Raw genomic sequence first — 24,717 nt, forward strand, 5'->3', positions numbered from 1 at the left:
GCGTGGCAACGAGGTCCTGGTTAGTCTTCGTAGGTGACCCTTCCCTCCGCTGCTCCCGTGATCCGAGCACGCAACCTCACCAAGGCCTACGGCGGTTTCACTGCGGTCGACGGCATCGATTTCGATGTCGCCGCCGGCGAATCCTTTGGCCTGCTCGGCCCTAATGGTGCCGGCAAGTCGACGACGATGCGCATGATCGGCGGCACGCTGCAGCGCAGTGGCGGTGACCTAACCGTCATGGGCCTCGACCCGGAAACCCACGGGCCCGAGGTACGCGCTCACCTCGGCGTCATTCCCCAGCAGGACAACCTCGATGAGGAGCTGCGGGTGGGGGAGAACATCGTGATCTACGGCCGGTACTTCGGGCTGCCGTATTCCTACCTGAAGCCGCGAGCCGAGGAGTTGCTGGACTTCGCGCAGCTGACCGACCGCAAGAACAAGAAGATCTCCGAGTTGTCGGGCGGCATGAAGCGGCGCCTGACGATCGCCCGGTCGCTCATTAATGAGCCTCGCATGCTGCTGCTGGATGAGCCGACGACGGGCCTGGATCCGCAAGCGCGCCATATCCTGTGGGATCGCCTCTTTCGGCTCAAGGAAGAGGGCGTCACCCTTATCGTGACGACCCACTTCATGGACGAGGCCGAGCAGCTGTGCGACCGGCTGATCGTCATCGACCGCGGAGCCATCATGGCGGAAGGCTCCCCGCGTGAACTGATCCGCACCTACGCCTCGCGCGAAGTCGCCGAACTGCGCTTCGGTGCGGGCCGTTCCGACCAGATCATCGACCAGGTTGTCGGCATCGGCGAGCGCATCGAAGTACTGCCCGACCGCATCCTCATCTACGCCGACTCCGGTGACGATGTCCTCGAGGCGGTCTCGGCTCGCGGTCTGTCGCCCACGACATCGCTCGTGCGCCGCTCATCGCTCGAAGACGTCTTCTTGCGCCTGACCGGTCGGAGCCTCATTGACTGACACCGTCTACACGGGCCGGCCGCATTCCGCGATGGAGGCCGCGCGCCGCGCAAAGAGATTCGGCTGGTGGTACTTCACCGAGCACTACCTGCGGCAAATGCGTCGCTATGGTTGGCCGATCATCGTCTCCGACATCGGGCAGCCGCTGCTCTACCTCATCGCAATGGGGATCGGCCTTGGCAAACTCGTGGACGCCTCCTCCGGCACCGTCGAGGGCGTTGCCTACCTGACCTTCGTCGCGCCTGCGCTGCTCGTGTCGATTTCCGTGCAATCCAGCGCTACCGAGCTGACCTATCCCGTGATGTCGGGCTTTAACTGGCAGCGGTACTATTTTGCGCCGCATGCCGGGCCTTTGGCCGCGTGGCACGTCTCGTTTGGTCACCTGCTCGCGGTAGCGTTCCGCTTCGTGCTCCAGGCGGCGATCACGACGAGCCTCATGTGGCTCTTCGGCTACAACTTCGCCGCGACCTGGCCGCTGCTGCTCATTATTGGGCCGCTTGCCGGGCTCGCCTTTGGCGCGCCCCTACAGGCCTATGCCGCGACCCTGAAGAGCGAGGGCACCGAGTTCTCCACGATCCAGCGCTTCGTTGTCATGCCGCTGTTCCTGTTCTCCGGCACGTTCTTTCCGCTGGCAGTCATGCCGAGCTACCTGCAGTGGATTGGGTGGCTGTCGCCGATTTGGCATGGCGCCGAACTCGCGCGCTTCGCTGCCTACGGTAAGGAGATCTCCGGCTGGCTGCTCGCCATCCACATGATGTTCTTGGTGGCCTGTATCGGCGTGGGGATCGTTGCCGCCGCCCGCTCGTATTCGAAACGACTGACCTCATGACGACGCCAACCAACCTCATCGTGAAACGACTGCAGCGCCCGCGCCCCTTGCGGGGGCTCTATTCCGGAAATGCCCGTGCCGTGCTGGAGCGCGGGTTCAAGGTCATCATGACCTCCAACTGGTTCATCTTGATCTCCGGATTCTTCGAGCCCGTCTTCTACCTGCTAGCCATGGGCTATGGCCTCGGCTCTCTCGTGGGCACCGTCGATGGTCCCGGGGGAGTGCAGGTGCCCTACGTCGCCTACATCGCTCCCGCGCTCCTGGCCACGAGCGCGATGAATGGCGCGATTTTCGACTCAACGTGGAACGTGTTCTTTAAGCTCCACTACGCCAAGCTCTACCAGGCAATGGTCTCCACCTCGCTCGGGCCGCTCGACGTCGCCATCGGTGAGATCGTCATGGCACTGTTTCGCGGCTTCCTCTATTCGATCGGGTTCATGGGTGTGCTGTACGCGATGGGTATCGTCAGCGGCTTCTGGCCGCTGCTCATGATCCCGGCAGCGGTACTGGTGGCCTTTGGATTTGCCAGCTTCGGCATGGGCGTCACCTCCTTCATGAAAACGTTCCAGCAGATGGATCTCATCAACTTCATCCTGCTGCCGATGTTCCTGCTGTCCGCAACGCTCTACCCGATCTCGGTCTACCCCGAGGGAGTGCAAACAGTGATCAAGCTGCTCCCGCTGTGGCACGGCGTCGAGCTCATGCGCCAGCTGTCGGTTGGCGTCTTTACTGCCCAAACGCCACTGCACATCGGCTATTTCGTCATCATGACTCTCGCTGGCCTCGTGCTGACGACCTTCAGGCTTCGCCGACTTTTCCTACGCTAGGGGTATGGAAGCAAGCAAACTGATTCTCGTGCGCCACGCGAAATCCGATTGGGACATCGTCGTCCCCGACATCGATCGGCCGCTGGCATCCAGGGGACGCAGGCAAGCTCCCCGCACGGGGAAGTGGCTTGCAGAGCAGGCGTTTGACGTCGACCTTGTCGCCCTCTCACCAGCGGTGCGCGCGCAAGAAACGTGGCGACTCATCGCCACTCAGTGGGACGCGTCAGCTCCAGTGCGCACCTACGAAGAGCTCTACACGTTTTCGCGTACGAGCCTTAAACGCGCCATTGCAGGCATCGCCGAGGCGGGCTCAGTCCTTGTCGTTGGTCACAACCCGGCGTTGGAAGATCTCGCGACGCAGCTGACGGGTCAGGCCGCGCGGATGGTGACCTCGGCCGTCGCGGTCATTGAGTATGCCTCGAGTGATCGCTGGCTTAACGACGGGACGCTTCAATTCTGTGGTCGACCGGGCGGGTAGCAGCCGTGCCAGAAGCGCGGGCCGTTAACCTGCCGTTAACCTTTCGGTCATTCATCGTTTGGCAATGTGGTTAATCCATTAAGCGATGAGGACGAACTTCCTGGCACCACCTCGGCACGCTGCGTTAGTGTGCAAGAGACGACCAGCGGACCTTGCCAAGGAGTGACATGGCTAGTCGATCGCCCAGGCCATTTTCGGCTGAAAAGGCGACCCAGATCGACGACGAGGGTTCCAACAGAGTTTGGAACCTATCGTTCGCGCTCATCGGTATCCTCACCGCGATCCTTTTCGTGTGGTGGGGCCTGGGATACATCGGGGTGGAAGCAAGCACCCCCATGCTCCTGCTGGCCACCGCCTTCGGCGTCTTCATGGCGTTCAATATCGGCGGTAACGATGTTGCCAACTCCTTCGGAACCTCCGTCGGCGCCGGAACACTCACGATCAAGCAGGCACTGTTGGTGGCTGCGGTCTTCGAGGTCAGCGGCGCCGTTATTGCCGGCGGTTCCGTTACTGACACGGTGCGAAGCGGCATCGTAGACCTGTCGGTCATTGACGTAGCGCCGCACGATTTCATGCTCATCATGATGGCGGCGCTTTTTGCTGCCGCCGTCTGGCTGATGTTTGCCTCGAAAATGGGCTACCCGGTCTCCACGACCCACTCGATCATTGGTGGCATCGTCGGGTCTGCGGTGGCCCTGGGGTTCGTCACGGGCCAGGACAATCCGCTTGAAATGGTGCAGTGGAGCCAGGTCGGCCAGATTGCCATCTCCTGGGTGCTCTCGCCTGCGCTGGGTGGCCTCGTGTCCTACCTGCTCTACCGGTGGGTGAAGAAGTCAATCCTGCAGTACAACGACGAAGCCGACGAGGCGCTCGCGCGGCTACGGCAGGCGCGTAAGGATCACCGCAATCGACACAAGCAGGCCTTCGAGCGCCTGACGGAAATTCAGCAGGTGGCCTACACCGGCGCCCTCGCGCGCGACGCGGCCGTCGTGCGTCACGACGATTACGACATCGAGGATCTCGAGTCCGACTACTACCGCGAGCTGGAGCAACTCGACCGTGAAGCCAAGAGCATCGATGCTCATCGCGCACTGGAAACCTGGGTGCCTGTCCTTGCGGCGGTCGGCGCGCTCGTCCTTGCGGCCATGCTGCTGTTCAAGGGGCTGGAGAACATTGAGCTCGAGATTTCCTCGATGAATTACGTCCTCATCATGGGGATGGTCGGGGCCGCCGTATGGATGGCGGTGCTGATCTTCGTGCGCTCGATGAAGCGCAAATCGCTCTCGCGCACGACGTTCCTCATCTTCTCCTGGATGCAAGTTTTCACTGCTGCGGGATTCGCCTTCTCCCACGGCTCGAATGACATCGCTAACGCGCTCGGCCCGTTCGCCGCAATCCTGGATGTCCTGCGCACAGGTCAGATCGAGTCAACCGCAGCTGTGCCGACGCCGGCTCTCGTGACCTTCGGTATCGCGCTCGTCGTCGGACTGTGGTTCATCGGCCGAAATGTTATCCGCACCGTGGGGACCTCGCTGACCAAGATGCACCCCTCTTCCGGTTTCTCGGCCGAGCTGTCGGCGGCAGTCGTCGTCATGCTGGCATCGGTGCTGGGACTGCCCGTCTCCTCCACACACATCTTGATCGGAGCTGTCCTGGGCATCGGCCTGGCAAACAAGGCGACCAACTGGCGCCTCATGAAGCCGATCGGAATGGCCTGGGTCGTGACGCTTCCGGCGGCGGCAGCTGTTTCTGCACTCACCTTGGTCCTGCTACGAATCCTCTTTTAACGAGGATTTTCCGACGAATGTTGGAACTGGCTACGGGTGCGCGCGAATTGCGGGTAAGGTGACCAAGTGATCGCAGCGGTTCATACCATGATTTATTCCGCCGACCCGCCCGCGACCCGGGCGTTCTTTAGAGACGTGCTTGAGATGCCGTTCGTTGCCGAAGGGGACGACTGGTTGATCTTCTCCACCGGCCCAAGCGAACTTGGTGTCCGCCCGGGCCAACCCGCCGCGGGCGACGGGCATCAGATCTGCTTCATGTGCGACGACATTCACCTGACCGTCGCCGAGCTGACCTCGAAGGGCGCGACCTTTATCGGAGATGTCTGGGAGGCGTCTTATGGGCGGGTGGCGATGGTCGACGTCCCAGGATCACGCCCGATGGTGATCTACGAACCACACCACGAGCTTGCCTACGGGCTGGACGACTAACAGCAGTTTCCACGGGTCATAGCGCGGCACGACGCTAGCATGTTTATACCCCCTGGGGTATCGTGAGGGTATTGAGCTACCCCAAGGAGAAGTCATGCTGTTAGAACGTCTCTACGATGAGGATCTCGCGCAGGCGAGCTACTTCATTGGCTGCCAAGCCAAGGGCGGGGCCCTCGTCATCGATCCCCGCCGCGACATCGCGGACTACCTCAAGCTCGCTGAAAGCAATGGCATGCGCATCACGCATGTCACCGAAACCCACATCCACGCCGACTATTTGTCCGGCACTCGTGAACTCGCCGCGGCCACCGGCGCGCAGGTGCTGGTTTCGGGGGAAGGCGGTCGGGACTGGCAGTACGAGTTCGAGGGCACCCGGATTTTTGATGGCGATGAGATTTCCATCGGCAACCTCACGCTCAAGGCTGTCCACACCCCGGGGCACACTCCCGAACACCTTTCCTTCCTTCTCACCGATGGCGCGTTTGCTGATGAGCCGGCCTACTTCTTTACGGGTGACTTCGTCTTTGCTGGAGACCTCGGTCGTCCCGATTTGCTGGATGAAGCTGCCGGAGGCATCGACACGAGGTTTGCTGGCGCTAGGCAGGTCTTTGCCTCGCTGCAGCGCTCGTTTGTGACCCTGCCTGACTACGTGCAGGTCTATCCCGCCCACGGGTCCGGCTCCGCCTGCGGCAAGGCGCTCGGTTCGGTGCCCTTTACGACTGTCGGCTACGAGAAGACCTTCGCCTGGTGGGCTCACTACGTGAAGAACGACGACGAAGCGGGTTTCGTCGCCGAGCTGCTCGAGGGACAACCCGATGCCCACGCCTATTTTGGCCGGATGAAGCGGCAGAACCGGTCTGGTCCCGCCATCCTTGGTCAGCGTGCGCCGCTTCGGGAGTTTGGTTCCCAGGAGGCCGCCGACGCACTGCAGGACGGCAGCCATGTCTTCGTCGACACGCGAAGCGCCGATGCCGTCCATCAGGCCACGGTGAAAGGCTCCCTCAATATCCCGGCCACAAAACCTGCCACCTACGCAGGCTGGGCCTTCGACCCGGAAGCCGATGACGCAGCGCTCATCCTCCTCGCCGCCGACCAGGAGGAGGCCCAGCGGTTGTGGGACCACACGGTGCGAGTCGGAGTCGATAACGTCGCAGGATATGTGACAAGCCTTGCGGGACTACCACAGGTGAGGCCTGAGATTCTTGACCCCAAGGACCTGGACGACGCTTCTTATGACCTACTGCTGGATGTGCGAAACAAAACGGAATACGCCGCAGGGCATATTCCCGGCGCCAAGCAGCTCAGTGCCGCGCGGGTGTTGTGGCAGACGGCGGAACTCCCGCGCACCGGCCGCATTGTTACCTACTGTCAAACCGGCGTACGCAACGCAGTCGCTGCCGCGGCCCTGCGGCGGGCGGGCTTTGACGTGACCGAGTTGAAGGGCAGCTACCGCGCCTGGGAGGCATTGAAAGACTGAAGCAAGAGCCGAGCGGCGCGCCATCCCCGCTCGACGGCCACCTCGTCGCTACCGCGCAGCATAAGCGTGAGGGTTCCGCAGTAGGCGACCTCGATGAGCTCGGCGAGATCGGCGGCGCTATCGCCCGCGATCGGCTGGGCGAGCTCGCGCAGCCGCCCGGTCAACAGCGCGTCTTCGGCGGCCAGGACCTCTTCGAGGTCGGCGCCGGGATGCGGGTAGGTTGCCGTCGTGGCGCAAAAGGCGCACCAGCGTTCACGCAGGTACTCGCGCTGATACGTGGCGAGCGCGGGAAAGATCGCGAGGAGCTTGTCCTCTGGGGCGGGCGCCGCAATGATCGCTTCGCTCCACGCGCGATCCCATACCTCCAGCCGCCGCTGCAGGGCCGCGACGATGAGTCCATCCTTGGAACCAAAGTGGGCGTAAAGGCTCGCCGGCGATGCCGCCGCCTCCTGCAGAATTTCCTCGACCCGGGTAGAGACGGGGCCGTTGATGAACAGGATGGAATCGGCCGCATCCAACAGGCGCGTGCTTACAGGGTCCCGGCTCGTCATACCTCAACCATAAACGCGCCCGGACCTCGCTTAAAGGTCCGGGCGCGTAACGGGTGCGCGGTTACGGTTGCAGCGACACCCGCGTCGCGGAGCCGAAGATTCCGCCCTTCAGATCGATCGCGACCGGCTTAGCGTCGGTCGGGATATCGAAGAGCATGACACCTTCAGCCGTGTTTCCGGGGTTGATCTCGGTGAACAGCAGGTGCGATTCGTCCAGGTAGATGGACGAGGAAGAGGCCGAGTGCTGGCGGTCGGAATCATCGATGAGCTTTTGTTCGCCTTCGACGAAGTACTCCGCTTCGTTGGAGGTGTTCTTCACGTTCGCGAAGACCTTCACGAACTGGCCCTGGGCCTTTTCTTCAAAGCCGGAGGGCCCGACCTTGCTGATGCCCGGCTCGATCTTGGTAATTGTGATCTCGAAGGCACCGGCCGTGATCGTATCGCCGATTCCGGGTGCGGCCTCCGCTTCGGCGGGCTCGTCGGTCGTTTCCTGCGAGTTATCCGACGAGCCCGCCTCACCACCCGCGCTCGTAGCCGCCGGGGCGGTCGTGCTCGCGGGAGTCGTGGCGGCCTCGTTTGTACCGGTCAGCTGGCTGCCGATGATCGCGAGGACAATGACGGCGAGGATCGCCGTGAGGATCTTGTGCCGCGCGAACCAGTTCTGCTTCTTCGCTTCGGTCGCGGGGGCGGGGGCTTGTGGCGTGCTCATGGAGCGCTCCTTTGGTTTCGCAGGAATTGACGCTTCTCATCATTGGCTGCCGGCAGCGCTGGGGGATCAGCCGAGTGGACATAACCGGTTGGCCAATCGGCCGATGGGGCTCGCCGCAGCTCGCGATACCCTCTCGGTATGTCGATGGTTGCCGAGTCTCCCACCCGCTCCCGCACGAATGCGGTGATGTGGTCCGTTGCCGTGACCGCGGGCACCGTCGTGACGACCGTCCTTGCCGTGAGCGCGGCGCAGGGCCGGTGGGAAGCAACCGCCTGGCCGGCGAGTATCCAGTGGCTTGCGACGATCAGCTTTGTGTGCTCCTTCGTCCTCGTCTTCGTGCTGCCGGTCATGGTGTGGTGGCGGCACCGCAGCGATCGCGTGGTCTGGCTCATCGGACTGTTCCAGCTCGTGCTTCCCGTTGGTCCGGTGATGGCCTTTGTGCTGCCCGCATATCTGCGCCGCACGAGCCGCGCCGATGGCCTGAAGGCTGCGGCGCTACACGTCATCGGAACGCTCGGCTGGATCGTGCGCGATTCACTTGGCACGCTGCACGGATCGTCGGTGACCCGGATGCTCGCCGCATCATCGCCGGATTTCGCGCCGACGGCTCCGGTGCCGTTCTCGCTCGCCTCCGCCGTCCTCATCTTCGCGCTCTTCACGGTCACCCCGATCGCGCTCGGACGCAACGCCGCGACCACCCGAGAGCTCGCCGCGCGTTCGGGTGAACTGCGCCAAGAGCGGGCTCACGCCGAACGGGTGGTATCCGAACTTGAGCTGAAGGATGAACGCGAAGCGATCGCCCGCGAGGTCCACGACGCGATCGGCCATCGGCTGTCCATGATCCACCTGTACGCGAGCGGTCTGGAGCTGGCAGCGAAGGAGGCGGATCCGGAGCTCGCGGAGAATGCGACGCTGGTGCGTACCGAGACGCAGAAAACGGTCGACGATTTGCGCTCGCTCGTGCGCCTGATGCGACAGCCCGGCTCCTTTGCTGCCAACTCGGCGGCTACCGCGCCGCGCTCCCTTTCGGACATTGCGCACCTGGCCGATGAGCAGCTGGCCGCGTCACAGCAGTGCAGTTCCTCGGTCAGCATCTCGGACCCGGACAAGGCAAGCGCCACCCTCGTACGCGCCGCCTACCGAATCGTGCAAGAACTCCTCACTAACGCCGCGCGCCACGCGCCCGGCTCCAGAGTGTGGCTGAGCGTCAAGGGCGGGCCGGGCCAGGGCGTGACGATCGACGTCACGAATGATGTCGTCGAAAGCGCCGCGCCCGCAGGTCCCGGCTCGGGCCTGCGCGGGGTGGCCGAACGCGCCGAGCTACTGGGCGGCTGGGCCACCATGGACCGAGGCGACAAGCGCTTTGCGGTGCGGGTATTCCTGCCGTGGCAGGGGTAGCCTATGCGGTATGCGTGCCCCGATCCGAGTCCTCATTGTCGACGACGATCCGGCCGTCTGCAGCGGCCTCGCCTTCATCTTGAAACACGCCGCCCGCGGCGAGATCGAGGTCGTCGCCACCGCTCATAACGGGGCCGAGGCAATTACCGCCGTCCAGTCTCACCGCATCGACGTCGTCCTCATGGATATCCAAATGCCGCAGATGGATGGCATCACCGCAACCAAGCACATTCGAGCGCTGCCCGATCCGCCGCAGGTCCTCATTCTCACGACGGTGGAAACCGCTGACGAGCCCGTGCGGGCCGCGGCCGCCGGCGCCATCGGCTTTTTGCTGAAATCCGAGGATCCGGAGCGCTACATCCAGGGCATTCGGGACGTCGCGGCTGGCGAGGGAACCCTGTCCCCGCGCACGTCCCGGCAACTCATGCACTACATCGGTGCGGACGAAACGGGGGCCCGGCGCCAGGCCGCCCAGCGTGCCCTGGCCCAGTTGACCGGCCGCGAACTGGACGTCGCCAAACTCGTCGCCGGCGGACTCTCGAACGCCGAGATTGCGGGCGAGCTCTACCTCAGCGCCTCGACGGTCAAGACGCACCTGTCGGCAATCCAGGACAAGCTCCAGGTCGACAACCGCGTCCTCATCGCCGTCGAGGTCACGCGCGCGCTAGGGTAGGCGCTCGCGGACGTAGACCTCTTTGTTCACCCGCGCGATGAGCTCGCCGCTCGCCGAGCGAATCTCGGTGGTAAACCAGCGCAGGTGCTTCGCGCCATCGCGCGTCTCCTCCCGGATCTCGGCCAGGGTCTGCTCGCTGAGGCGAAACTCCGCATAGACGTTGCCCCTGCCCTTGGCAATGAAGTCGATCTGCGCCGACTTATCCCACACCTGGTAGCCGCGCCCAAGGTTGCGAGCCAGCATCATCACCCACCAGGGATCCGTCATCGACAGCAGCGAGGCGCCATACAGCGTCCCGAGGTAGTTCGCCGTCAGCTTGCGCAGCGCGAGGCGTACCCTGACGTGGCGAACGTCCTCGGAGATATGGCGAACCGAGATCGAGGCGCCCGCAAACGGCGGCCACAGGTTCATCACGCGCCGGGTGATCGAGGGGCGCTTAACAAACTCGTCGAGGTCCTGATAGGTGGGAAAGCGCATTAGACGTAACCCTTGATGAGGTCATCGAGGCTGGTGGGGGAAAGCAGGTAGGGTGGGATTTCCAGCACGGTGCGTGCCCCGGTTTCGCCAGCGGCAGCCAGCCGCGCCGCCGCCCGGCCATAGGCGACCTGGCACGCTGCGGTGAAATCCGGGTTGCGCCCGAGCTCCAGCGAGAACTCGATGGCGCTGTGGGAACCGTTGAGGTCGCCGGAGGTGATGACGTGGCCGCCGTGCGGCATTCCGGTGTGGCGCGCGGCGAACTCAGCGTCGTCGATGAAGCTCACGCGCGTGTCGTATCCGACGAAGTAGTCGGGCAGCGTCCGAATCTCGCGCTCGATCCGCTCTTCTTCACCCGGGTCTGCGACGACGTAGACATCGCGAATATGCGCGTCGGTGGGGCGTAGCTCGGCGGCCTCGCCCCGCTTCGCGGCCTCGATCGCCTCGCCGCTGGGGATCGTGTACTGCACGGCCTTGCGCACCCCGGCGATCCGCCGCACCGCATCCGAATGCCCCTGCGAGACGCCCCTGCCCCAAAACGTGTGCTGCTGGGGCGCGGGAAATAGCGCCCCGGCGAGGACTCGGTTGAGGGAGAACATCCCGGGGTCCCAGCCCGTTGCCACGACCGCGAGCCTGCCGCCGCGGCGGGCCGCCGCATCCATCGCAGCGCGGTGGGCGGGAATGAGGTGGTGGTTGTCGTAGGTATCAACCGTCGTGAAATGCTCGGCGAAGCCGGGCGCCTGCTCGGGGATATCTGTGGCCGAGCCCAGGCACAAGAACAGCACGTCGATCTCACCGGCGTGGGCGGGCGCATCCGCCGCCGGGATCACCCGGCTCGCAGTCTCCAGGGAGTCGCGGCGCGAAAAAATCGCGACGAGCTCCATGTCCGGCTGGGCGCCGACGATGGCCTCCACGCTGCGGCCGAGATTGCCGTATCCAGCGATTGCGACGCGGATCGTTTCCTGCTGTGTCATTGCCTGCTCCTCAATCCGTGGGCTCCTTGGGTGTCACCCTACGCGCCGGGACCGCTGCCACACAGCACTGTCCGCCGCGGCCCAAGCCTCGGGCGCGGCGGACAGCTTGAGGGGGTTAAGCCTTGGCTACAGCCGCAACGAACTCGCGGTTGAAGGCCGGCAGATCGTCGGGCGTGCGGGAGGAGACGAGGCCGCCATCGACGACGACCTCCTCATCGACCCAGGAGGCTCCAGCGTTCTTCAGGTCCGTCTTGAGCGAGGCATAGCTCGTCATCTTCTTGCCGTCGACGGCCTCGGCGTCGGTGAGGATCCATCCGCCATGGCAGATTACGCCGATCGGCTTGGCGTCCGAGACGAAGCCGCGGACGAAATCGACCGCAGCCTCATCCATCCGCAGGTGGTCCGCGTTCACGACGCCGCCCGGCAGCATGAGCGCGTCATAATCGGTGGCGTTGGCATCGGAGGTGACGATATCGACGCTCGCCTTGTGCCCCTTCTTGCCTTCGAGTTCGCCCGATTCGGGGGCGATGAGGACGGCCTTGCCGCCGGCCTCAACGACGGCGTCCCACGGGCTCGTCAGTTCGGAGTCTTCGTAGCCGTCGGTCAGGAGGAAGGCGATAGTTTTTCCGGTCAGGTCAGTCATGGCGGCTCCTTATTTCTTGTGCCACTTGTCGTCGTCGCCCTTCGTGTATGTCTGCTTGACGGCAGACCAGGCGACCTTGTGCGCGACTTCTTCGCGGGAGTCATCCCCGTCGCGATCGTCGGGGGAGGAGTATTGATCGAAGGCGCTGTTGTAGGCCTCGCGGTAGATGGTCTGGGCGTGCGCCGGTAGGACGTTCTGCACGCCATCGGGCAGTTCCGTGTTCTTCTCATACGGCATACCTCCACCGTAGACGGCCACCGCTGGCCTCGCCTGCTGGGAGCCGGCGCTCAAGGCTGGATCCTGTGCGCGGATTTTTGGCCGCAGCTGTCCGCCAACTGGACTGGCCTAGATGCGGGAATAATCGCCGTAAACTGGCGGCGTGGGTGAGCGAATGCGGGGAGCCGAGTTGCGGCGCGGGCTACGCGGGGGACTGCCGATTGGGCTCGGCTATTTCGCGGTCTCGCTCGCGATCGGGCTGTATTGGGCGCAAGGCCAGCTGCCGCCGCTATCCTCGGCGATCTTTTCTGCGACGTCGATGTCCTCGACGAGCCAGTTCGCGGGGATCACGATCATCGCGGCCAGGGGTGGCCTCGTTGAGCTTGCCGCGACGACACTCATCGTGAACCTGCGCTATTTGCTCATGAGCGTGTCACTGGCCCAGCGCCTGCCGGCCAAGGTCTCCACGGGCACGCGGCTCCTCATGGCCGCGGGCGTGACGGACGAGATCTACGCGCTGAATATTTCCCGCACGCCGATCACCGCCGCGTACTTCCTCGGCTCCATGGTGTTGCCGATCCTGGGCTGGACGGGCGGAACGCTCACGGGCGCCTACGTCGGTGAGGTGATTCCTGCCAGCGTGCAAAGCGCCGCGGGCATCTTGCTCTACGCGATGTTCATTGCGATCGTCGTGCCGCCAGCAAGAGCCTCTGGGGACGTCCGCATCGTCATGGCGATCGCTGCCGCCGCCTCGATTGCGCTCGCCTTCCTCCCCGGGCTGCGTGAGCTGGAGGTCGGCTGGCGCATCATTATCGCGACGTGCGTAGCCGCAGCCATCGGCGCCACTATCCGGCCCGTATCGGAGGGGCACGCATGAGCTATCTCGCCCTTGCGATCGCGGTCACCGGGGGAGTGACCTACTTGCTGCGCGCAACCCCACTCGTTCTCATGCGCAAACAGATCGATTCGGCGTGGATTCGATCATTCCTGTTTTACGTCCCGTGGGCGGTGTTGACGGCGATGACGATTCCCGCGATATTCTTCGCGACCCAATCCCCGCTGTCAGCGAGCCTCGGACTCGTCGTCGCGGTGAGTCTCGCGCTCGCTCGACGCTCCTTGATCACCGTGGCGCTCGGCGCTGCCGTCGCCGTGTGGCTGGTGGAGCTGGTCATCAGCTGACGGGGGTTCTTTCCGGCCGAACGGCATGACGTGCATGACGGCCACGAGGATCGCGCCCCAGATCGCTCCGAGGAGCAGGGAGAAGATCGTGTTGACGACCCACGCGAGGAAGCCGCCGACGCCCGCGATCCCGGAGACGTAGCCCTCCATGTGGTGGACGAAGTCGTGCGGGGGCGTGAAGCCTAGATCGTTCAGTCCGACCAAGATGATGTGGCCGCCCACCCAGATCATGGCGAACGTGCCGATAATGCCGATCGTCGTGAGCAGCTTCGGCATGGCGGCGACGAGGAAGTGGCCAAACTTCTGGGTGCGAGGCGACTCGCGCTTCGTCAGCGCCAGGCCGATATCGTCCATTTTCACGATGAGGGCGACGACGCCGTAGACGAGGAAAGTAATGAAGATGGCGACGGCGATGAGGATGAAGGTGCGGGCCACGAAGCGTTCGTTTGCCACCTCGTTCAGCGCGATGACCATGATCTCGGCGGACAGGATCAAATCCGTCAGGACCGCCGATTTCACCATCTGGTCCTCGGCCTCGGGCCCGCGCGCGATCACCGGAGTCGCGTAATCGTCGCCGTTTCCGGAGATCTTTTCCCAGACTTTTTCCATTCCCTCAAAACACAGGTAGGAGCCGCCGAGCATGAGGATCGGGGTCAGGGCCCATGGCGCAAACTGCGAGAGCAGGAGGGCGATGGGCAGGATGATGAGGAGCTTATTGCGCAGCGAGCCGATCGTGATGCGCTTGATGATCGGCAGCTCTCGCTCGGGTTTGATACCCTCGAGGTATTGCGGGGTGACAGCCGTATCGTCGACGACGACGCCCGCAGCTTTGGCGCTTGCACGGCCCGCGGCGGCCGCAACGTCGTCGATGCTCGCGGCCGCGGCACGCGCGAGGGTGGCAATGTCATCTAGAAGCGCAACGAGTCCGCCGCTCATGGGATACCCCTTATCGGTCCTCAGGAAAGGCGACGAAAATGCCGCTTAGGGACACTGTATGCGGTGAGCGTGGACTGCGCCCACCTACCGCCGCGGTGCGGTGACTGTTACCGTGGCCACATGGCTACAACTGCTTTCAAAGGTGACCCCGTCCAGACCTCTGGCGAGCTTCCCGCCGTCGGCTCTCCTGCCCCCGCATTCGAGGTCGTCGGCACCGACCTGCAATCGATTACGCTCTCAGACTTCGCCGGCAAGCGCGTCGTGCTCAACATCTTCCCGTCGGTCGATACCGGGGTGTGCGCTGCCTCGGTCCGCACGTTTAACGAGCGCGCGGCCGGCCTCGATAACGCGGTCGTGCTGTGCGTTTCGGCGGACCTGCCGTTCGCGCTCGGGCGCTTTTGTGGCGCCGAAGGGATCGACAACGTCGTGACGGGCTCGACCTTCCGCTCCTCCTTTGCTAAGGACTATGGCGTCGAGCAGGTCGATGGCCCGCTCGCCGGGCTGTGTGCCCGCGCCGTCGTCGTGGTCGATGAGAACGGGATCGTGCGCTACACCAATCTCAGCAAAGAAATCGGCGAGGAACCCGATTATGACGCGGCACTGGCGGCGCTGAACTAACTCACGCGAAGACTACCGGGATGGGAGTCGAGCACGCGGCGCACGAACCGCTGCCGTCGGGGGCGATCGACAGGTCGATCCTGCCCAGACGGTAGCGGTTTCGTTCGATCACGAGGTGATCGCAGGCCGGGCAGAACGTGGACTGGCCGCGTGGGTCATAGACGTTACCGGTGTAGACGAAACGCTCGCCGCCATCCATCGCGATCTGGCGTGCGCGGGACAATGTCGCCGGCGACGTGGGCGGAACGTCTCGCATCCGGTGGTCGGGGTGGAAGGCTGAAAAATGGTGCGGGATGTCTGGCCCGAGGTGCTCCACGATCCAGCGCGACATGGCGGCGAGTTCCGTATCTGAATCATTGTGGCCTTCGATGACGAGGGTCGTGATCTCCAGGTGGCATGAGGTCGCTGCCACGTGCTCGAGCGTCTCCAAAACGGTGGCGAGGCGGCCACCGGTGATCTTGCGGTAGAAGTCGTCGGTGAAGCCCTTGAGGTCAATGTTGGTGGCATCCATCGCGGCGAAGAACTCCTCGCGCGGTGGGTCACAGACGTAGCCGGCGGTCACGGCGACGGGACGGATTCCGCGTTCGCGACAGGCGGCTGCCGTGTCGATCGCGTATTCGGCGAAGATGACGGGATCGTTGTAGGTAAACGCGACAGCGGTACAGCCGTGCGCGAGCGCAGCCTCGGCGATGTCGCTCGGGCTTGCCACGGAGGCGAGGGAATCAAAGTGCCGTGAGGTCGAGATCGTCCAGTTTTGGCAGAACTTGCAGCCAAGGTTGCACCCGGCGGTCCCGAAGGACAGGATTCGGCTTCCCGGCAGGAAGTGGTTGAGCGGCTTTTTTTCGATGGGGTCGATCGCAAAGCCGGAGGAGCGGCCGTAGGTATCTAAGACCAGCTGGCCGCCGACGTTCATTCGGACGAAGCAGTACCCGCGCTGGCCATCCCGCAACGTGCAGTACCGCGGGCAAACCTCGCATCGGACGCGCCCATCATCCGATCTGGACCACCATTTCGCTGGCGCACTCATCGCTCACTGGCCTTCAGCTCGTGGGAGGTCACCGTATACGTTGAGACCTCAATGTCGTGGTGCCAGGACTCGGGATCCATACCGGCTTTGGCCAAAAGGTGGCGCAGGAAATCTTCGGGTTGCGGCAGTTGGTGCCACACCTGGGGAAGGAACGTCGCGCGATGCGGCCCGTAGGAGATGATGACGCCGTCAACTCCCGGGCGCAGTGCTGCGCACGCTTCGGTCGCACTTTCAAACGTGCGAGGCGGGTTCGGTGGGGACAGGATCGAGACGTCAATATCGAGCGTGGCAAGCTCATCCTTGGACAGCGGGGGAAAGCGCGGATCAGAAAATGCGGCCGCCACGGCATGGGCGGCGATGTCCTCGGAAAGCTCTCGTGCCGCCACGAGGCCGCCCATGCACCCGCGCAATCGACCCAAGGCGCTGAGCGTCACGAAACTCGTCCCGAGTCCCTCCGGAATGCTTCCTACCACGTCGATCTCGGGCGCAGACAGCTGGCGTGCAATGGCGTTATACGCCAGCGCCGGAAGGGCCGAGTCTGCCGGCGAGGACGAGAACGCCATCGCGACATAACCAACGACGCGGGAGGAGTCGCCGGATGTATCGGCCGAGGTGCCGGCGGCGAGCACACTGCCGCGAAGTCCGACTCGCCGGCCATAGGCCAACAGTCCGTTCACCGGGTAACAACCACACGCCTGAAACCCCGTGATGGTGCCGGACATCTCGAGGATCTGACCGATCGTCGCCGCATCAACCTGGTGTGCGTCGGCTTCGGGAAGGTAATGTGACAGGTCCGTTGAGATGATGATCGCCGTGTCGTCCTCGGCGAGGATCTCCTCGATGACATCGGCGACAAACGTGGGATCGGTCTGTCCCACCGCGATCGGTAACACCCGCGTATCGGTGCCAAAGCGACGCTGAATAAAGGGCAGATGGACCTCGATCGAATGCTCCTGGGCGTGGACGACAGGCGCTTCAATGACATCGCTCATTGCTGCGATCCGCTGTGTCAACTCGGTATCGGTAGGCAGCTCACCTAGCGGCGTTCGCTGCGCGCTCGCCCCGGTAAGCGCCATCGCGTCGATCCCCACTCGATGACATGGGCCAAGCACCGCGATCCGGGAGGTGGCAGGGTCAAGCTGGTGATAAGCGAAGGCGGCAATCTCGCCGGAATACATGTGGCCGGCGTGCGGCGCGATCACCACGCGCGAGTAGGCATCGGGCTCGGGGGCAGCCGCGAGCATTCGATCAACCGAGTCGGCGAGCTCGCGAGCGTCAGCTGGATAAAACAACCCCGCGACCGCGGGTGGGCGTACGTGCGACATTGCGGATCCCTCCACATCCCACGCTACCCTCGCCGTCAAGCAAGCGGCAGCCTCGCGATCGTCTCGTATCGCGGCCGACCAGCCGGGCCCTCACCAAGGTAGGAAGCAATGAGCTCGACTTCGCTGACCTCCCATGGATCCGTCGCGAACGTGTCAAGGATCCGGAGCCAGCGGGTGGCTTCGATCGGGTTTTTGAGTCGGGCGACACTGAGATGCGGCACGAATTTCTTGCCATCGGGGCTCGCCCCGCTGTGGTTCGCGGCATTGCGGGCGGTGACTGACAACGCTCCTAGATCTCCCGTCAGCTCCGCGATCCGTAGCCATAACACCTTGGCCCGGGAAGGATTCGGAAAACACCCCGCACCATGGATGGCGATCATCGGCGCCTCGTGCCGAGCAAAGCCGTCCCGCAGGCGCTCGACGAGCTCATCGGTGCGGGCGTGCGGCACCGAATTCATGAACGCCAACGTGATGTGCCACTGCTCTTCGTTGATCCAGGGCATATCGGGCCGGGCGGCCAAGAACTCAGAGATCTCGGAAACGATCGAGTGGGGCGGCCTAATACCAACAAACATGCGTTGACCCATGGTGAAAGCCTAGGGGGCCGGGCGGTGGCGGGCCAGGAGATAAACCTAAGCTGGGAGGGTGCAGCGACTAACCCGCGACCAATGGCTCAGCCACCAACAGGCGCACCACCGCGTTATCGACGAGCTGACATCGGAGCATCTGCTCCGGCGCTCGCGCGGCGAGAAACACCCGGTGATGGATTTCTTGTTTGAGTACTACGGGTTTACGCCGGGCAAAATGCGCCGCTGGCATCCAGGTGCCGGTGTCCTCCTACAAGGGTGCAACGAGCGCGAGAACTGGCCGCTGTACCAAACCAGCCAGGAGGGTGCCCAGCTGGATCTTGCCGCGTATCGGTCGAAGCGCAAGGGAGCTCTCGCCTTCATCGGCCAGCTCCTTGCCAATATCGATTCCCGTCCCGCGCAGTTTTCCTGTTTCGGTCTGCACGAGTGGGCGATGGTCTACCGCCAGGGCGAACACCGCCACCCGCTCCCGCTTCGCTTAGGCCAAGTCGGCACCGACGCTGTCGTTGAGGCCCACGAGCTGCGGTGTACCCACGCCGATGCCTACCGCTTTTTTACCGCGGCTGCGGCACCAAAGAACCTTGGCCGGCCCACGTACCACAACCAGCTCGAAACCGAACAGCCGGGCTGCATCCACGCCGGTTCCATGGACCTGTATCGCTGGGCCTTCAAACTCTCGCCGGGCATCTCATCAGACCTGCTCGTTGAGTGTTTCCGACACGCCATCAAAGCACGGGAGTTAGACATGGCCTCCTCCCCGTACGACACGACGTCGCTCGGCCTACCGAACATCGCGATCGAGACCCCCGAGGGCAAAGCCGAGCACGTCTTCCGGCAGCGGGCGCTTGCGGATCGGGCACGCGAACTCCGAACGAAACTGCGCCTTGAGATTGGGATCCTTTCCGGCAGTGGAGAACATTTGTCGGAAATCTAATAGTGGTGGGAAATTTCGTAGCAAAACGTATACTTTTTGCTAGTCAGGAGGTGTGAGTCACAAGAATCGCTTGATTGTGCGACGAGCGTGCCATCAGTGTGAGCGAAATCCGCGCCATCCCACCCGGGAGTGCCACATGCGGTACCCATGTCGGAAGGACCTTCATGAAGAAGAAAACCTCCGTAGAGGTGCTCTCCGCATCGCTCGCACTCACCCTTTCCCCGAGCCTGGCAAGTGCCGGATCCGATATCGCTCGCGATGCAACGGTCGTGATTCCAACCCGAGCGATGAGGGTGACTGGGTCTGCTCGCCGAGGCGCTCCAAGGTGTGAGGGACATCGAGTACGTCGAAGTCGAAGGAATCGCGCAGCCGAACTAGCGTCGGCCGGGCCCCACCTCGACGGGGAGGCGCTCATCGGCCGCCCAGGCCGAAAACGAGCCCGGATAGAGTTTCGGCGTTCCCAGGCCCAGGTGTTCCATCACCAAAATGTTGTGGCAGCCGGTCACTCCCGAGCCGCAATAGGACACGACCGGGGCCTGGGACTCAGCCGTAATGCCGGCCCGCGCGAACGTTGATCTCAGTTCGTCATCGTCCTTTAAATGGCCCGATTCGCTCACGTGGTCGCGGCACGGCACCGAGGCAGCGCTAGGAATGTGGCCGGCCCGAGCATCGACATCGTCATCGCCCTCGAAACGGCTTGTGGGCCGAGCATCGATCAGAATCGTGGCATCGTCGTTGGCGGCCGCGAGGACCTGCTGCGTGCTGACGATCGCGTCGCCCGGCCACGGTCGCGGCGCGAAATGGGCGGGCTCATGCGTGGGCCATCCGGTTTCAAGTTCGACATCGACGTCGGCCAGGCCACCATCGAGCACCGCGGCTTCGAGGCCGAGGGTACGCAGCATCCATACGAGTCGCGCCGCAAAGATGCCGCCCTCGGAGTCATAGGCGATGACGGGTTTCGAGCCGTCGATCCCCACCTTGGACAGGGCCCGCGCAAAATGCTCGGGGGTGGGCAGGGGATGCCGGCCGTCGGTCGGCGCGCCATGCCCGGCCAGGTCCTTATCTAAATCCAAGAAGACTGCGCCCGGGATGTGCCCGGAGGCATACCCTTCGTAGCCCTTCTTATCGAGATGCCAACGCACATCGGCGAACGTTAGCGAATCGACATTGTCGCGACACCAGCCCCAAGTAACGAACGGGTCAACCATGGGTTAACTCTACCGCCGTCAGCGCGGCGGCGGGGCAACGCCCAACCTGCGACATTCGGTGTCGGCAAGAACAGCGAGGGTGTGCGGATCGCGGGAGCGGTAGCCCTCCGCGGCATTGGGAATCGCCGCGATGACGCGTAGCGGCGCATTGGCGAGCGCGCGAAATGCGAGCAGCTCCGTGCCATAGGGCTCGGCGGCGAGCTGAGCTGCTCGCATGGTGCGCATGAGGAACCGGATGCGCAGCGGCAGCCAGAACGCGAGCACCATGCCCACCGGGATGAGAAACGCCGCCCACCCAAGGACGACGGCGGCGTGTTCGATGGCTGCGACCTGCTCGTCGGTTGCATCAATCACGCCACTCATGTCCGTCGCGATGGCGTCAAAGGGGGAGCGGATCGAGCCGCCGACATAGGGGATATCTCCGACGGAGTCCGCCGCGGAACCAACGTTGGCGCGAAGGTTGCGCATCGTTGACCCGACCTGCCGGGAGGGGGCAGCGATGTGGTTGACCGTCGTGGTGACCCACGTCGAGAGCTGCCACCACACGATGATCCAGATCGCGACGGACAGGTCCGCCACGAGTTGGAAGGCGAGACGAAGTGAAGGACGCGCATAAACCCGCATGGCCTTACGATATGGTCATGCCTCGCGTCGTGCATACTGCCCAAGCCCTCGTCGATATCGTCGCGGAGGTTCCCCATCTGCCCAGCCGCGGAGATAACGTCAACGCCGCCAGGGTCAACCGCTATGCCGGGGGCGCGGTGACGATCCTGCTCGCGGCGGCGCGGCTCGGCGCCAACTGCGCGCATGCGGGCGCGATCGGATCCGGCCCCAATGGCGACCTGATTCGCCAGGTGCTCGCTGCCGAGGGGATCGACTATGGCGATGATCCGGTTGGCGGTAAGGATACGGGGGAGTGTTTCGTCATGGTGGAGCCGTCAGCGGAACGCACGTTCGTCACGACCTATGGCGCCGAACGCGACATTTCCGCCGCGTCCCTGTCACGCACGACGGTGCAGCCCGCCGATCTCGTGTGCGTTTCCGGTTACAGCCTGTACGACCCGACGAAGGACCCCCTGCTGAGCTACCTCGAGCAGTTGCCGAGTAAGGCGCGCGTCGTGCTCGACCCGGGAGCCCCGTTCGCGAGTTTTGCCCCTGGGCTTCGGGAGCGGATGTGTGCGATGACCTCGGTGTGGACCTCGAACGCGGATGAGGCCCGCGACTTTTCGGGCGCCGATGACCTATCCCGCGCAATGGTAGCGATTGCTGATCGGCTACCCGATGATGCGGTGGTCGTGGTGCGCGACGGCGAAGCCGGCTGCCAGGTGTTGGTGGATGGCGAGATCGTCGACTGCCCGGGATATCCGCGCACCCCGGTTGATACCAATGGCGCAGGCGATACCCACACCGGCGCGATGCTCGGCCTGGTTGCGCGGGGCATGTCCTGGGTGGATGCGGCACAGGCGGCGAATGGCGCGGGCGCTATCAAGGTCACGCGTCGGGGTCCCTCCAGCGCCCCGAACCTTGCAGAAGTCGGCGGCTTTTTGGCGCAGGAAGGCGAGGAGTCGCTGGCGGCTAAGGTCGCGGCGTTGGGTTAATGCCCGAGGCGCACGACGCAGCCGTGCGGATCACCCATCGGGAACAGCTCGATGTCGTCGCTCGGAAGGTCACGCTTGGCCAAGGCTCCCTGCAACAGCCCCAGGTGGACATTGCAGATGACCCGCGTGTTTTCCGCCGCCGCCAGCAGCGGGCAGGCGCGCAATAGGACGCGCGATCCCTTCTCATCCGTGGTGGCTTCGGGTTCAAATCCCATTGTCGCGAGCTTGTCTGTGACGACATCGAGGCGCGTTGAGGCTGTCTCGATCTCGTCATCCTCACGCTCCGCCCATGCTCGCCCCGCGGCTTGAGCATCGAGTGCGACCCTATCCGAGTGGCGTGACAGGTAATCGGCGAGTGCGAGGGCAAGGCCGGCAAACTCCGGCGCAATAGGTCCGGGGCGCAAGGCCCCAACCCCCGCCTTGGTAAGGCGGTAGATATAGCGGGGCCGGCCGCGGCCGATCGCGGGCGCGATCTCGCGCCGAATTAAGTCGTGCTCGACGAGGGTTTCCAGATGCGCGCGGGTGGTGTTGGGATGTCCCCCGAGTTGCTGTGCGAGGTGGGGGATGGTGGCCTCATCGCCGGCGGCAGCGGCGGCTTGTAAGACCCGAAGCTGGACGGGCGAAATTTGGGATTGTGGCAGCGCAGGCTCGTAGGGGCCCGGATGTCGTGACTCCGTCTCGAATTCCATGCACCATCGCCTCACACTCACTGTGCTGTGAGCACTGTTCGGCGCTTATTATCCCATGGTTTTGAGGATTTCGGCAGTGCCTTGGAGTGTCACTTGTGGGGGATACAGGTCCATGCAGTGCAGGGCCGCGCGATGATTGTCCTCGCTCGATCCGGCACAGGCATCGGATACGACGGTAAGGTAAGCGCCGGCATCCGCCGCGGGAATCACGGTCGACAGGACGCAACAATCGGTGGAGACTCCCGCGACGACCAGGTGCGGGGTTTCTCCGGTGATGGCACGCAGGTTGGCGCCCCATTTGCCGAAGGTCGGCTCATCGATCCGGTGCCCGGGGGCGTCGACAAAGGGCGGCAGCAGGTCGAGTTTTTCGTCGGTCGGTGGGACATCAGCGAATGGCCACGCCGCCATATACTCCCGCCACGACCCGGTTGGGTCCTGGGGCGGAATCCATCGGGTGATGATGGTGCGCTGGCCGAACGCTTCGATGAGGGAGAGGATATTCGGCTCCGTGGCACCCCACATGGGCGAGGCCCAGTCCGAGCCGGGATCAGCAAATATGACCTGCGGGTCGATAACGAGCAGCCACGGAGCCGAATTCATGTTTACTCCCGTCCTTCTTGCCGCGCCACCTTGGAGCGGCGCGCCAGATAGGTAATAAGGAAGGACAGCACGAGGGCAGCGAAGACGCCGAGGTTTGCCCAGGCCCAGTCACCATCGCGGCCGCCGAGGCCGAGGGGACCGAGCAGGTAGCCCTGCCAGTTATTCCATGCCGCTTCTTCAGCGAAGTTATTAATGACAAGACCCCAGCCAAGGATCGAGGCTCCGATCATCGTGCCGATAGAGACCCAATCCCACGCACCGTAGCGGCCGTTTGGATCAAAGAGCGCCTGCTCATCGTAATCGCGTTTACGCAGCGCAATATCAGCGATCATGATGCCCGCCCACGATGCGATCGGGACACCGAGGGTAATAAGGAAGGACTGGAAGGGACCGAGGAAGGACTGGGCGAAGAAGACGACCCAGATCGTGCCGAGCGTCAGGATGACGCCGTCGATCAACGCGGCGGCGGGCCGCGAGATATTGACTCCGAGCGACAGGAGCGTCAGGCCGGAGGAGTAAATGCCGAGCACCGCGCCGGAGACGAGCGCGAGGACCGCGGTCAGTAGGAAGGGCAGGAGAACCCAGACGGGAAGGATGGTCGCGAGCGTTCCGATCGGGTCCTGCTCGATTCCGGCCTGCAGGTCGGGGCGTGAGCCAATGAGGAGCAGCCCGAAGAAGACGAGCAGGATGGGGGCAACCGCGCCACCGAGGGTGTTCCATGCGACGATCTTGGACCCGGAGGCATCGCGGGACTGGTAGCGCGACCAGTCTGCGGCGATATTGATCCAGCCAAGGCCGAACCCGGTCATCACCATGACGAGGGCGCCGATCACCGAGGTCATGCCGCCTGATTGGATCGACATGACCTGCGAGAAATCAACTTCCTTCAGGGTCAGCCCGATGTACAGGATCGTGACGGCACCGGTCAGCCACGTGAGGATCGACTGCATCTTCATGATCGTGTGGTACCCGGCGACGGATGCCAGCACGATGAGTGCCGCGATCGCGATGCACGCGAGGATCTTCGTGGTGGTGCCGCTGGACCAGCCGAGCTCGGCGAAGACCGTGGCCGTGGCGAGGGTAGCCATGATCGCAAGGAAGGTCTCCCAACCGATGGAGATAAGCCAGGAGAAGACGCCCGGAACCTTTTGACCGGTGACACCGAACGCGGCTCTCAACAACACCATCGTGGGCGCCGAGCCACGCTTGCCGGCGATCGCGATAATGCCGCACAGCATGAAAGAAATCGTCACGCCGATGACGGTGACGATGAGAGCTTGGGTAAAGGAGATACCGAAGCCGTAGACGAAGGCCGCATAGCTCATCCCGAACACGGAAACGTTCGCTGCGAACCAGGGCCAGAAAAGATCGGACGGCTTTGCGGTGCGCTCCTCTTCGGAGATCACCTCGATGCCGTTGTGCTCGATGAGCGAAGCGCGGGTTTGCGCGTCCAGCGTGCTGCCGGAATCTGACATGGAATCCATAAGAACACCATGCCAGGAAAACGAGCGCAACGGCGCTCGGCGCGCATAACGAAGCGAACCAGGTGCCGACTGATCAGTCTGCAAGGGTGAAGTTT

General features: G+C 63.7%; 29 protein-coding genes. 14 read left to right on the forward strand and 15 right to left on the reverse strand.

Features of this window, described 5'->3' with window-relative positions; genetic code table 11:
- Positions 1-33 precede the first annotated feature (33 nt).
- The 7 genes from MUN85_RS01705 (at position 34) to MUN85_RS01735 (ending at position 6,799) form a co-directional block, all read left to right on the forward strand.
- Positions 34-972 carry an ABC transporter ATP-binding protein gene (locus MUN85_RS01705; protein ID WP_250505108.1) on the forward strand — a complete coding sequence of 313 codons (939 nt, stop codon included), beginning with the start codon at positions 34-36 and terminating at the stop codon, positions 970-972.
- Positions 965-1,801 (forward strand): ABC transporter permease, encoded by an 837-nt coding sequence (locus MUN85_RS01710; protein ID WP_250505109.1) that lies wholly within the window; start codon positions 965-967, stop codon positions 1,799-1,801. The genes MUN85_RS01705 and MUN85_RS01710 overlap by 8 nt, the downstream gene beginning before the upstream one ends.
- Positions 1,798-2,628, forward strand: a complete 831-nt coding sequence (locus MUN85_RS01715; protein ID WP_250505110.1) for an ABC transporter permease — start codon at positions 1,798-1,800, stop codon at positions 2,626-2,628. The genes MUN85_RS01710 and MUN85_RS01715 overlap by 4 nt, the downstream gene beginning before the upstream one ends.
- A 4-nt stretch (positions 2,629-2,632) precedes the next feature.
- Positions 2,633-3,106 carry a SixA phosphatase family protein gene (locus MUN85_RS01720; protein WP_250505111.1) on the forward strand — a complete coding sequence of 158 codons (474 nt, stop codon included), beginning with the start codon at positions 2,633-2,635 and terminating at the stop codon, positions 3,104-3,106.
- Positions 3,107-3,273: 167 nt separating this feature from the next.
- Positions 3,274-4,893 carry an inorganic phosphate transporter gene (locus MUN85_RS01725; RefSeq protein WP_250505112.1) on the forward strand — a complete coding sequence of 540 codons (1,620 nt, stop codon included), beginning with the start codon at positions 3,274-3,276 and terminating at the stop codon, positions 4,891-4,893.
- 66 nt (positions 4,894-4,959) lie between these two features.
- Positions 4,960-5,322: a VOC family protein gene (locus MUN85_RS01730; RefSeq protein WP_250505113.1), complete on the forward strand. Its 363-nt coding sequence runs from the start codon at positions 4,960-4,962 to the stop codon at positions 5,320-5,322.
- 94 nt (positions 5,323-5,416) lie between these two features.
- The gene (locus MUN85_RS01735) at positions 5,417-6,799 is read left to right on the forward strand and encodes an MBL fold metallo-hydrolase (protein ID WP_250505114.1); all 1,383 of its coding nucleotides are present in this window, start codon (positions 5,417-5,419) and stop codon (positions 6,797-6,799) included.
- Here MUN85_RS01735 and MUN85_RS01740 read toward each other — a convergent pair.
- The gene (locus tag MUN85_RS01740; protein WP_250505115.1) at positions 6,769-7,350 is read right to left on the reverse strand and encodes a TetR/AcrR family transcriptional regulator; all 582 of its coding nucleotides are present in this window, start codon (positions 7,348-7,350) and stop codon (positions 6,769-6,771) included. The two genes, MUN85_RS01735 and MUN85_RS01740, sit on opposite strands and share 31 nt — an antisense overlap.
- A 61-nt stretch (positions 7,351-7,411) precedes the next feature.
- Positions 7,412-8,059, reverse strand: coding sequence for a DUF4352 domain-containing protein (locus MUN85_RS01745; protein ID WP_250505116.1), 648 nt, complete (start codon positions 8,057-8,059; stop codon positions 7,412-7,414).
- Positions 8,060-8,197: 138 nt separating this feature from the next.
- Between MUN85_RS01745 and MUN85_RS01750 the strand changes: the two genes are divergently transcribed.
- Positions 8,198-9,457, forward strand: coding sequence for a sensor histidine kinase (locus MUN85_RS01750; RefSeq protein WP_250505117.1), 1,260 nt, complete (start codon positions 8,198-8,200; stop codon positions 9,455-9,457).
- A gap of 10 nt (positions 9,458-9,467) precedes the next feature.
- On the forward strand, positions 9,468-10,130 hold the full coding sequence (locus MUN85_RS01755) for a response regulator (protein WP_250505118.1): 663 nt from the start codon (positions 9,468-9,470) through the stop codon (positions 10,128-10,130).
- Here the strand turns inward: MUN85_RS01755 and MUN85_RS01760 are convergent.
- The 4 genes from MUN85_RS01760 to chaB form a co-directional block, all read right to left on the reverse strand.
- The gene (locus tag MUN85_RS01760) at positions 10,122-10,607 is read right to left on the reverse strand and encodes a DUF4442 domain-containing protein (RefSeq protein ID WP_250505119.1); all 486 of its coding nucleotides are present in this window, start codon (positions 10,605-10,607) and stop codon (positions 10,122-10,124) included. The genes MUN85_RS01755 and MUN85_RS01760 overlap by 9 nt on opposite strands.
- Complete coding sequence (locus MUN85_RS01765) at positions 10,607-11,578, reverse strand: diaminopimelate dehydrogenase (RefSeq protein ID WP_250505120.1); 972 nt, start codon at positions 11,576-11,578, stop codon at positions 10,607-10,609. Before MUN85_RS01765 ends, MUN85_RS01760 begins: the two co-directional genes overlap by 1 nt.
- A gap of 115 nt (positions 11,579-11,693) precedes the next feature.
- Entirely contained in the window at positions 11,694-12,221 is a 528-nt protein-coding gene (locus tag MUN85_RS01770; RefSeq protein WP_250505121.1) for a type 1 glutamine amidotransferase domain-containing protein, read from the reverse strand.
- A 9-nt stretch (positions 12,222-12,230) separates the two neighbouring features.
- The gene (gene chaB / locus MUN85_RS01775; RefSeq protein WP_092560803.1) at positions 12,231-12,458 is read right to left on the reverse strand and encodes a putative cation transport regulator ChaB; all 228 of its coding nucleotides are present in this window, start codon (positions 12,456-12,458) and stop codon (positions 12,231-12,233) included.
- Between the two features lie 142 nt (positions 12,459-12,600).
- Between chaB and MUN85_RS01780 the strand changes: the two genes are divergently transcribed.
- Entirely contained in the window at positions 12,601-13,314 is a 714-nt protein-coding gene (locus tag MUN85_RS01780) for an AzlC family ABC transporter permease (protein ID WP_250505122.1), read from the forward strand.
- The gene (locus MUN85_RS01785; RefSeq protein ID WP_250505123.1) at positions 13,311-13,616 is read left to right on the forward strand and encodes an AzlD domain-containing protein; all 306 of its coding nucleotides are present in this window, start codon (positions 13,311-13,313) and stop codon (positions 13,614-13,616) included. Before MUN85_RS01780 ends, MUN85_RS01785 begins: the two co-directional genes overlap by 4 nt.
- Here the strand turns inward: MUN85_RS01785 and MUN85_RS01790 are convergent.
- Entirely contained in the window at positions 13,500-14,552 is a 1,053-nt protein-coding gene (locus MUN85_RS01790) for a DUF808 domain-containing protein (protein ID WP_250505124.1), read from the reverse strand. The two genes, MUN85_RS01785 and MUN85_RS01790, sit on opposite strands and share 117 nt — an antisense overlap.
- 120 nt (positions 14,553-14,672) lie before the next feature.
- Here MUN85_RS01790 and tpx point away from each other — a divergent pair, with 120 nt between their 5' ends.
- Positions 14,673-15,170 carry a thiol peroxidase gene (tpx, locus tag MUN85_RS01795; protein WP_250505125.1) on the forward strand — a complete coding sequence of 166 codons (498 nt, stop codon included), beginning with the start codon at positions 14,673-14,675 and terminating at the stop codon, positions 15,168-15,170.
- Between the two features lies 1 nt (position 15,171).
- Here tpx and amrS read toward each other — a convergent pair whose 3' ends face one another.
- The 3 genes from amrS to thpR are packed head-to-tail and all read right to left on the reverse strand — an operon-like array spanning position 15,172 to position 18,109.
- Positions 15,172-16,197 (reverse strand): AmmeMemoRadiSam system radical SAM enzyme, encoded by a 1,026-nt coding sequence (gene amrS, locus MUN85_RS01800; RefSeq protein WP_250505126.1) that lies wholly within the window; start codon positions 16,195-16,197, stop codon positions 15,172-15,174.
- Positions 16,194-17,522 carry an AmmeMemoRadiSam system protein B gene (gene amrB / locus MUN85_RS01805; protein WP_250505127.1) on the reverse strand — a complete coding sequence of 443 codons (1,329 nt, stop codon included), beginning with the start codon at positions 17,520-17,522 and terminating at the stop codon, positions 16,194-16,196. The genes amrS and amrB overlap by 4 nt, the downstream gene beginning before the upstream one ends.
- Before the next feature lie 35 nt (positions 17,523-17,557).
- Positions 17,558-18,109 carry an RNA 2',3'-cyclic phosphodiesterase gene (gene thpR / locus MUN85_RS01810; protein ID WP_250505128.1) on the reverse strand — a complete coding sequence of 184 codons (552 nt, stop codon included), beginning with the start codon at positions 18,107-18,109 and terminating at the stop codon, positions 17,558-17,560.
- A 58-nt stretch (positions 18,110-18,167) separates the two neighbouring features.
- Between thpR and MUN85_RS01815 the strand changes: the two genes are divergently transcribed.
- Positions 18,168-19,043 carry a 3-methyladenine DNA glycosylase gene (locus MUN85_RS01815; protein WP_250505129.1) on the forward strand — a complete coding sequence of 292 codons (876 nt, stop codon included), beginning with the start codon at positions 18,168-18,170 and terminating at the stop codon, positions 19,041-19,043.
- 374 nt (positions 19,044-19,417) lie between these two features.
- Here the strand turns inward: MUN85_RS01815 and MUN85_RS01820 are convergent, their stop codons facing one another.
- Together MUN85_RS01820 and MUN85_RS01825 are read right to left on the reverse strand one after the other, a co-directional pair.
- Positions 19,418-20,251, reverse strand: a complete 834-nt coding sequence (locus tag MUN85_RS01820) for a sulfurtransferase (protein WP_250505130.1) — start codon at positions 20,249-20,251, stop codon at positions 19,418-19,420.
- A gap of 18 nt (positions 20,252-20,269) precedes the next feature.
- Entirely contained in the window at positions 20,270-20,875 is a 606-nt protein-coding gene (locus tag MUN85_RS01825) for a hypothetical protein (protein WP_250505131.1), read from the reverse strand.
- 17 nt (positions 20,876-20,892) lie between these two features.
- On the opposite strand from MUN85_RS01825, the gene MUN85_RS01830 reads away from it, so the two are divergent.
- The gene (locus tag MUN85_RS01830; protein ID WP_250505132.1) at positions 20,893-21,849 is read left to right on the forward strand and encodes a PfkB family carbohydrate kinase; all 957 of its coding nucleotides are present in this window, start codon (positions 20,893-20,895) and stop codon (positions 21,847-21,849) included.
- On the opposite strand, the gene MUN85_RS01835 is transcribed toward MUN85_RS01830, so the two are convergent.
- From MUN85_RS01835 to MUN85_RS01845, 3 genes are read right to left on the reverse strand one after another with little or no spacing between them, the layout of a single operon-like run.
- Entirely contained in the window at positions 21,846-22,538 is a 693-nt protein-coding gene (locus MUN85_RS01835) for a helix-turn-helix transcriptional regulator (protein WP_250505133.1), read from the reverse strand. The genes MUN85_RS01830 and MUN85_RS01835 overlap by 4 nt on opposite strands.
- 48 nt (positions 22,539-22,586) lie before the next feature.
- The gene (locus tag MUN85_RS01840) at positions 22,587-23,138 is read right to left on the reverse strand and encodes a cysteine hydrolase family protein (protein WP_250505134.1); all 552 of its coding nucleotides are present in this window, start codon (positions 23,136-23,138) and stop codon (positions 22,587-22,589) included.
- Between the two features lie 2 nt (positions 23,139-23,140).
- A complete protein-coding gene (locus tag MUN85_RS01845) occupies positions 23,141-24,613 on the reverse strand; it encodes a purine-cytosine permease family protein (RefSeq protein WP_431603535.1) in 1,473 nt (490 codons plus the stop codon).
- Positions 24,614-24,717 lie beyond the last annotated feature (104 nt).

The sequence above is a fragment of the Bowdeniella massiliensis genome (genome assembly GCF_023634005.1).
Classification (GTDB): domain Bacteria; phylum Actinomycetota; class Actinomycetes; order Actinomycetales; family Actinomycetaceae; genus Bowdeniella; species Bowdeniella massiliensis.